Here is a 6,121-nt window from a genome sequence, read left to right on the forward strand (position 1 = left end):
GCACGCGCACTGGAGTCCGAACGGTCGTCATCTCCCCGGTAGCGCGGGCCGTTGGCCGGCCCACGCAAAGAATGATCACCGAAGCACCCCGTCAGTCAGCCGTAGCCCCCACCGGCCGCCGCGCCACCCACCCGCGAAAGCTAAGCGCAGCGTAAAACAGCTCCACCTCCACAAACCCAGCCGCCTCAAGAAGCGCCTCCTCGTCCTCCGAGGACAGCGCCGGCAACTTTGCCGCCATCCCAGCAATCCCCACCTCATCCTGCTCGCTCACCACGCCGCTCACGGAAGCGAATGCAGCAGAGCGACGAAGCCAACGCAGGCTCTCTTCAGGCGCATAGCTATGGTGGGCAACCACCAGCACCCCACCGGGCTTGAGCCGCCGGAACAGCTCCCGCAGCGTCTTAAGCCGCGCGTCGCGATCGAGAAAGTGCAGCGTCAGCAGGCAGGTAGCCCCATCGAACTCCCGCAAGGGCGCATCCTCGATGAGACCTTCCACCAGAGCCGCACGAGTGGCATTGGCACCCAACGTCTCACGCGCCAGCTCAAGCATGGGAGGGGAGGGGTCCACGCCCACAAAACGCCAACCGGGATGCGCCTGTGCAAAAGCGCTGAGCTCCAGCCCGCCGCCGGCCCCCAGCACCAGCACCTCGCCGTGCGACGGTACGGATTCGGCGAGGAGCACATGGGCCATGCGATGGAGCGCCGCCATGCCCGGCACTTTGGCGTGGGCGGTCTCTTGATAGCGGCTGACGGCGGCAGCGTCGTGGAACGTGGACATGAGGGCTCGGCTCAAGGCATGGCTGCACATATGTAACACACATAGTTACATATGGTGAAGCCGGACGTAGAGCCGGGCTCTGCCCGGCTGCTCTTAGCCGTGGCGTCGGCCCCTGCGAGTACGCCGCCACAGGTGCTAGCATCCATTCCGCCCCATAAGGCCCACTGGACAGGATGCCAAGCGCCATGCAGCGATACCTATCCTTCATCGCACTATTGCTGCTGGCAGGCTGCACAACGCTGCCGCCGCTCTCAGACGGCGTAACTCTTTCGATCCGCTCCTACGATCCCGCAACAGGGGATTACAAGATAGAGCTGCGCAATGAGACATCGCGGCCGATCCTCTACCTCAGTAACTACCAGACATTCCACACCATTCGCTCACCAGATCCGGAGCCGTTCCCTGATTTCCTGGTGTCACCGGATGGACTGATGCTGATGATCCACAACACAAGGCTTGACCCAGGTCATTCCATTGTCTTTTCCGGCACGTGCACCGAGAGTGGTCTTTGTGACAGACCACAAACCTATGTGGCTGTACGGGCCTGTTGGTTCAAAAAATCCTGGGACTGCGAGCAGTACTTCCCGATATGGTCGAAGACCCCAATTTCCCGGAGCAGCCCATGACGCACCCGATCGCCACCCCCGCTGATTGGCAGAACCATCCGCTGCCGGAACGCCATGTCACCGTGGCACTGGACTTCAGCCTGGATGCCTTGGAATCGGAGAGCGTGCGACGGGGGTTCATCCCGTGGGAAATGGAGGACAAATGGTTCCACTACTTCGCCAACGATACGCTCTATATGCATCGCAGCTGGACAGGATTCTGTGTCGCCCAAGTCCACTTCGTCCCTGACGGGGAAGGGCTGCGCGCAGTCCGAGCCGACCTCAACCGCGACCCTGACCAATACTCAACCAATGACGATGAGGGGGATATCAAACTGATTACGGGGATGATTCGCCGTCTGCGTGACTACCAGGAATACCTGGCCGAACGGAAGGCTGAGGATGCGGCGTGGAGGAAGAAGATGGAGAACAAGCCTCTATAAGCTGCGTCGAGGTCAAGGCTGAGAAGCGGCAGCCACCGAAAAACTATCCTCCAGCATCAGGAATCTGGAGATCTCACCTCCAGCAATGGTCAGCGCGATCGCGAAAGGTGACTCGATCACCTTTTCTGTAGAAGTGATCACCGTTGCGAGCTCGCCGAGGATGACAGCTCGGTCACTGCTCGCCAGCACGTCATGCACATCAAATCGCATGCGCCGCATCAGCTCGCCCGACTCAATCACGAAACTCTCCACTGCGCCACGCCCGAACTTTCGACCTATCCACGGCAGCGCAGCGGCGTCGCCGGGGATGTGCCACTCCAGATCCGCACTGAACAGTGACGCGATCTCTTCACGCGGTGCCCCAGACCCGATCTTCTCAAGGAACCGGTGCGCAATCTTCAAATTGTCCTGTATCGTCATTTCGTCCTTCTCCCTCAGACCTGGGTCAACCCACCATCAACCGTCAGCTCAGTGCCGGTGATGTACGACGCGTCGTCCGACGCCAGGAAAGACATCGCCTTGGCAATCTCATCCGGGCTGCCGCCGCGGCCAAGCGGGGCCTTCTGCGAGATGTCAGCAAGGTAAGCGTTGATGTCAGCATCACTCATGCCAAGCTCGGATTTATAGGCCGGAGTGACCACCACGCCGGGAGCCACCAGGTTGACCCGAATGTCCCGGCCTTTAAGGTCGGAAGCCCAGGTCCTCACGAATGAGCGCAACGCGGCCTTCGTGGCGGCATAGACGCCAAAGGCAGGTACGCCTTGATTGGCCGCGATGGAGCCCGTCACCACGATGGCACCGCCCGCGGTCATCAGCGGTAGCGCCTTCTGCACCGTAAACAAGGTGCCCTTGACGTTGATGCCGAAGTACTTGTCGAAGCCAGCTTCGGTGATGGCATCAAGCGGAGTGAACTCGCCGCCGCCTGCGTTGGCAATGAGAATGTCCAGGCGACCGTGCGTCGCACGGATGGTCTCAATCAGGGCGTCCAGGTCTGCGGACACCGAGATGTCACTGCGGACGGCAGTCGCGCCATGCCCGATTTCGGCGACCGCGCGGTCCAGCTCCTCCTGCCGGCGACCGCTGATGACCACCTTTGCGCCCTCGAGCGCCAGGCGCTTGGCAGTGGCCAAGCCGATGCCCGAGCTGCCGCCGGTGACCAGAGCCACCTTGCCGGCGTGTTTTGTGTTGTGGACGTTGACCAGTTCCTGGGTTTGCATGTCTTTGCCTTGAGTGGACGGCGGCTGCCGCGATGGGTGCCACTCTATTGGGGTGCAATGCAGAGATAAATGGCACTATCGTTGATTCTTTATTTCCACGGGTGAATAATCGAAGGCCAGCCCGGAGCCCGCCATGGACCACCTGCAGGCAATACGTGCCTTCGCCCGCGTCGTGGAAACCGGCGGCTTCAATCGCGCGGCGGAATCGCTGCAGATGCCCAACGCCACCCTGAGCAAGTCGATCAGCGCGCTGGAGAAGCACCTTGGGGTCAAGCTTCTGGAACGCAGCACGCGGCGGGTCAGTGTCAGTAACGATGGGGCCGCGTACTACGAGCGCATCCGGCACCTGCTGACGGAGCTGGATGACGTGGAAGCCACCCTCGGCCGCGCCCAACGCAGCCCCAAGGGCAAGTTACGTGTGGACACCGGCGGCTCGACCGCAAGTGGACTGTTGATCCCGGCATTGCCGGAGTTTCGTGCCCGTTATCCGGACATCCAGGTGCACCTGGGCGTAACCGACCGGACGGTCGACGTCATCGGTGAGAACATCGATTGCGCCATCCGCAGTACCGCAGAAGATGGCGCGCTGATCTCCCGGAAGATCGGCCGCCTGAACTGGACCACCTGCGCGAGCCCGGCATATCTCGAACAGTATGGGGTGCCGACTCACCCGGAACAGCTGCTCGAACCCCGGTTTCCGGTGGTCGGCTACTTCTCCGCGCACTCGGGCAGGGCACCGCCGCTTCATTTTCTGGGTGACGGCGTGCCGCTGGAGGTCGCGCCGGACTGTGCGGTCATGGTCAATGAGAGCAATGCCCACCTGGCAACGGGACTGGTCGGACTCGGGGTGATCCACACGCTGGATTTCATGGTGCGGCCGGCCATTGATCGGGGCGATCTGGTGCCAGTGCTTCAAGAATGGCGGCCCGCACCGTTGGACGTCTACATTGCCTACGCCCCGAGCCGGCAGCTAAGCACCAAGGTGCGTGTGTTTGTGGAATGGGTGAGTGAAATCTACGCCCGTATTGAACAAGCGTGACCTGCTCCGTAGAGCCGGGCTCTGCCCGGCTGCCCCTCGCGGAAAGCCGTCATACAACTCCGCGTAGTGGAAGGCGTCCATGCCCTCCTATACCTACGTCACTCGGCTGAGGCACTCCTCCTGGCTGCCAATGCATTGTCGATATAGGCTTTCAGATCGGGCGTAATGCCAGTGGCACGCTGAATCTCAGGTTCGCTGTCGATGAGCTGGCGCGTCTTGGCCCGTATCGCCTCGCTGGAGGCAAGCGTTTCTCCCAGTTCGATCCAACGGCTGGCAAGTTCGGTTACTGCAGCGCTCGTCGGTGCGAGCCCTGCAGACGCTGCGCTGCTGAACTGTTGGAGGAGATCAGCAAGCACCGAAGCAGACTCGGCTCGCGCTTCAGGGCTCAAAGTGCCTTGCAGTGAACGCAAGTGCTCGAGTTCTTCAGTCGTGTAGTGCACAGTTAGAGTATTCATGGTGTTCATCAGGCTCAGTAGTTGGAGGGTTACCTGTTGATCGGTGTTGCTTTCCACGGCCGCGGAAACTCGATTGATGAACGACAGCAGGCCCTGCAGGCGTTTGATCTCCGTGCCCAGGGCGCTCGCTTGTCGAGCCAGCAGTGACTTCAATGAAGGGGCACCGGCCCCTAGGTAGGGCTTGATGTCCTTGAGGGGGATGCCCAGCTGCCTGCAGGCCAGAATCCTGTGCAGCTGCAGGACGTCGCCTTCGGTGTAGCGGCGATATCCCGACTGGGTGCGGTCAGAGGCAGGCAGCAGGCCCAATTTCTCGTAGTGGTGGAGTGCGCGTACGGTGACGCCGCTGAGCTTCGCGAGTTGTCCGACGGTGTAGTCCATCTCTTCATAGTGCACCCTGACGTTGCGTAAGGGTCAACCACCCACTGCCTCAAATCCCCTCAACAATCACAATCTCAGCAACACAGTTCGCGTCACGATGCGCCTTCGCCGCCTGATACTCCGGCGAGTGGTAGCACGCCAGTGCGGTCTCCATGTCCTCGAACGCAATCACCACATGCCGGTCAGCAGACTCCCCCTCAACCGCGACGGCTTTCCCGCCGCGGGCGAGGAAGGTCGCACCGTACTTGGCAAACGCAGCCGGTGCCAAGGCCGTGTAGCCCGCGTACTTCTCCGCGTTCAATACCGTCACATGGGCAATCCAGTACGCGGCCATCAGTCTTGACCCTCCTGCAGCAACGCCCGTGCAATCGACTGGGCCTCACCGATGTGCTCGGCCACGCGCTGCCGCGCCAGTGCCTCATCCTGCGACACGCAGATGGCATCACAAATCGCCTTGATGCGCTCGAAGCCGGTCTTTTCCCGGTTCACATGGGTCAGCGTCATCGCACGCAGGCGGCTGATTCTTCCGTTGAGGCGCTGCACGATTTCCCAGGCGATGTGATTGTTGCCGGCGCGGAAGATGGTTTCGTACAGGGTGGAGGAGGCCTCCAGCACCGGGGCAATATCGGCCGCGCCGTAGGACAGGCGCAAGGTCTCCAAGGCCTGGGTGATCTGGGCTTTGGTCTCATCAGTCAGATTCCGCACGCAATCCGCCACGGCCGCCTGCTCGAGCACCAGCCGGATGCGGTAGACCTGGCTGGCCACGTCCCAGCTGAGCACCGCAACAATCGGACCCTTCTGCGGCAGCACCTCGACTAGGCCCTCGGCCTCCAGATAGCGGATGACCTCGCGCACGACGGTGCGGCTCACGCCCAACTGGTCGCACAGGGTGCGCTCGACGAGCCGGGCACCCGACGGGAAGTAGCCGGTGATGATCGCGTTGCGAAGCTTCTCCAGGCATTTCTCCCGGAGGGTCACAGGGGCGTGGTCAATTCTGAGGTTCATCGTGTTTCGCAGTTCCTGTAAGGGGCCGGCCAGCGGCCTTCCAACGTCGATGCTATTCAACCACGGATCCTGAATAGAGGGTCGGCAGGGAATCATTACGTACAGGGCCAAAAGCTGCCTAAGCGACTGAATTTCAAGGTTGATTGCTCGTCTCTCGATCAGGTTCTCCCCATCTATGGGGTCTGTTCAAGCACCTTGGCT

At 61.3% G+C, this 6,121-nt stretch carries 9 protein-coding genes; 3 read left to right on the plus strand and 6 right to left on the minus strand.

The window, feature by feature from the left end; translation table 11 throughout:
• Positions 1-91 precede the first annotated feature (91 nt).
• A complete protein-coding gene (locus QMX83_RS03095; RefSeq protein WP_282295179.1) occupies positions 92-778 on the minus strand; it encodes a class I SAM-dependent methyltransferase in 687 nt (228 codons plus the stop codon).
• A gap of 185 nt (positions 779-963) precedes the next feature.
• Here QMX83_RS03095 and QMX83_RS03100 point away from each other — a divergent pair, with 185 nt between their 5' ends.
• Positions 964-1,404: a hypothetical protein gene (locus QMX83_RS03100; RefSeq protein ID WP_282295180.1), complete on the plus strand. Its 441-nt coding sequence runs from the start codon at positions 964-966 to the stop codon at positions 1,402-1,404.
• Complete coding sequence (locus tag QMX83_RS03105) at positions 1,401-1,826, plus strand: hypothetical protein (RefSeq protein ID WP_282295181.1); 426 nt, start codon at positions 1,401-1,403, stop codon at positions 1,824-1,826. The genes QMX83_RS03100 and QMX83_RS03105 overlap by 4 nt, the downstream gene beginning before the upstream one ends.
• A 12-nt stretch (positions 1,827-1,838) precedes the next feature.
• Here QMX83_RS03105 and QMX83_RS03110 read toward each other — a convergent pair whose 3' ends face one another.
• Together QMX83_RS03110 and QMX83_RS03115 are read right to left on the minus strand one after the other, a co-directional pair.
• On the minus strand, positions 1,839-2,246 hold the full coding sequence (locus QMX83_RS03110; protein ID WP_282295182.1) for a nuclear transport factor 2 family protein: 408 nt from the start codon (positions 2,244-2,246) through the stop codon (positions 1,839-1,841).
• Positions 2,247-2,260: 14 nt separating this feature from the next.
• A complete protein-coding gene (locus QMX83_RS03115; RefSeq protein ID WP_282295183.1) occupies positions 2,261-3,043 on the minus strand; it encodes a glucose 1-dehydrogenase in 783 nt (260 codons plus the stop codon).
• Positions 3,044-3,176: 133 nt separating this feature from the next.
• Between QMX83_RS03115 and QMX83_RS03120 the strand changes: the two genes are divergently transcribed.
• The gene (locus QMX83_RS03120) at positions 3,177-4,082 is read left to right on the plus strand and encodes a LysR family transcriptional regulator (RefSeq protein ID WP_282295184.1); all 906 of its coding nucleotides are present in this window, start codon (positions 3,177-3,179) and stop codon (positions 4,080-4,082) included.
• A 98-nt stretch (positions 4,083-4,180) separates the two neighbouring features.
• On the opposite strand, the gene QMX83_RS03125 is transcribed toward QMX83_RS03120, so the two are convergent.
• Genes QMX83_RS03125 through QMX83_RS03135 form a run of 3 tightly spaced genes read right to left on the minus strand, consistent with a single transcriptional unit; the run spans position 4,181 to position 5,920 of the window.
• Positions 4,181-4,915, minus strand: coding sequence for a MerR family transcriptional regulator (locus QMX83_RS03125; protein WP_282295185.1), 735 nt, complete (start codon positions 4,913-4,915; stop codon positions 4,181-4,183).
• 49 nt (positions 4,916-4,964) lie between these two features.
• Complete coding sequence (locus tag QMX83_RS03130; RefSeq protein WP_282295186.1) at positions 4,965-5,249, minus strand: DUF1330 domain-containing protein; 285 nt, start codon at positions 5,247-5,249, stop codon at positions 4,965-4,967.
• Positions 5,249-5,920 carry a GntR family transcriptional regulator gene (locus QMX83_RS03135; protein ID WP_282295187.1) on the minus strand — a complete coding sequence of 224 codons (672 nt, stop codon included), beginning with the start codon at positions 5,918-5,920 and terminating at the stop codon, positions 5,249-5,251. The genes QMX83_RS03130 and QMX83_RS03135 overlap by 1 nt, the downstream gene beginning before the upstream one ends.
• Positions 5,921-6,121: the final 201 nt, after the last annotated feature.

The sequence above is a fragment of the Stenotrophomonas sp. PS02289 genome (assembly GCF_029960115.1).
Classification (GTDB): domain Bacteria; phylum Pseudomonadota; class Gammaproteobacteria; order Xanthomonadales; family Xanthomonadaceae; genus Stenotrophomonas.